Annotated in this window: 2 protein-coding genes; both read right to left on the reverse strand. The window is 75.0% G+C overall.

The annotated features are described in order from the left end of the window. A partial coding sequence (locus tag DQW85_RS08505) for an AAA family ATPase (protein WP_162794838.1) occupies positions 1 to 665 on the reverse strand: 665 nt, incomplete at its 3' end. 209 nt (positions 666 to 874) lie between these two features. Continuing rightward, a partial coding sequence (locus DQW85_RS08510; protein WP_162794839.1) for an endonuclease/exonuclease/phosphatase family protein occupies positions 875 to 1,834 on the reverse strand: 960 nt, incomplete at its 5' end.

Raw genomic sequence — 1,834 nt, forward strand, 5'->3', positions numbered from 1 at the left:
CGCCGGAACAGGCGCCGCCGCGCGGGCGGCGCGGCCGGTCCCCGGCCGTCGAGCAGGTCGACGATCCGCGCGAGGTCGTACTCCACGTCGGCATCGGAGTAGGTCAGGAACGACGCCTCGGTCGCCAGCGACCTGGTGCGCCTGCTCGACAGCCCCACCGACGGCGCCATGAACCCCGCCGGGCCGGCGAGCCTCTTCACCGCCTCACCCACGCCCAGCGTGAGTGAGGCGTTGCGCTCGGTCGCGTCGCCCTGGGTCTGCTTGACCCCCAACGAGGTGCGGATGTGGGCGAGCACCAGGGCCCGCTGCGCGGCCTCGCTGAGCCGCGGCAGCGCCCCCCGGTCCTGCAGCGCCTCGTAGACGCGCCGCACGACCGCGAACAGCAGCCGCTCGGGCGTGGTGGGCCGGGCCACGTTCAGCACGATCGGCAGCACCAGCGCCGGGTCGGCCTCCCGGGAGATCTCGTCCAGCGCCCGCGACACGACCGTGCTCTTGCCCACCCCGCGGAAGCCCGTGATCAGGAACGTCCCGCCCCGCGACCGCCGCAGGCGGTGTTTCAGCTCCTCGACCAGGGCGCCGTTGCCCAGCAGCGGCAGCGCCTGCTCGTCGACGTTGAGCGGCTCGTGGACGTAGCGGAACGACTCCGCGAGCGGAACCTTCAGCACCTCGCCCTGCCTCTGCCGGAGGGGGACAGCGTGTCCTCCAGCGTAGTTCAGCCCGCGGCGAGAGGGAGGGACTCGGCCCGATCCACCCGCGTGAAGACGCTGCTGATCAGAGGCGAGGCCGGGATCGGCGAGACGGCGCTGCTCGACCACGCCGCCTCCCAGGCCGACGGCCTGCGGGTGCTGCGCGGCGTCGGCATCGCGGCGGCGCGTCAGGGGCGGGTGGGGAGGCGGAGTTCCGCGAACACGCCACGGTGGTCGGTGCCGGGCACGTCGAGGATCTCCACCCTGCCCACCCCGGCCCGGCGGTCGGCCAGCACGTGGTCGATCGTGATCAACGGTGGGATGCGGCGGTTGTTCGGCCAGGTCGGCACCAGCCCCTTGCCCGCCTGGGCGGCGGCGTCCACGTAACCCCGGTCCAGCAGGTCGCGCAGCGCGCGATGGTCGAGGCTGGCGTTGAAGTCGCCGGCCAGCACCCGTACGACCTCCGCCGACGGCGGCGGGAGTGCGTGGAGTGCATCGTTCCACTCCGCGGCCCTGCTGGTCAGGGGCGGGTTCGGATGCACGGCGACGACCTGGGCGCGCGCCCCGCCCGGCAGGCTGACCGTGGCGGCGGGCATGTTGTGCCCGATGGGCGTGAACAGCCCCTCCAGCGGGCTCACCGGGTGCCTGGCGTACAGGCCGCTCCCCTTCGGACCGGAGTCGGCCTGGAGCACCCGGTGCGGCATCAGCGCGCCGAGGCCCGCGGCGTCGAGCGCCGTGACCATGCCGGGGGTCAGCTCAAGCGCGCTGAACACGTCCGGCCGGTAGGTCCGCACCAGGTCCACCACCGCCCCGGCGTCCGCCCGCCCGAACAGGTTGATCGTCAGCACCCGCAGCGGGCTCCCGCTCGCGGCCGAGGCGGGCCGGAACGCCCGCGGCACGACGGCGGACGCCAGCGCCACGCAGGAGACCAGGGCCACGACCGCGGCGGGCCGGTTGCGGAAGGCCAGCAGCACGACCAGCAGCCCCGACAGCGCCACCGCCGGCGGCGTGAACGTCATCAGCTGCGTGAGGAACCAGCCGGTCTCCAGCCCGCCCAGCCGGACGACCGCCCAGAGGGCCACCAGCGCAGCGGCGGTCCAGGACGGCCAGCGCCTGCGCGCGCGCCCGCGCCGCTCCGGCGCCGCCTC

This window comes from Nonomuraea lactucae (assembly GCF_003313395.1).
Classification (GTDB): Bacteria; Actinomycetota; Actinomycetes; order Streptosporangiales; family Streptosporangiaceae; genus Nonomuraea; species Nonomuraea lactucae.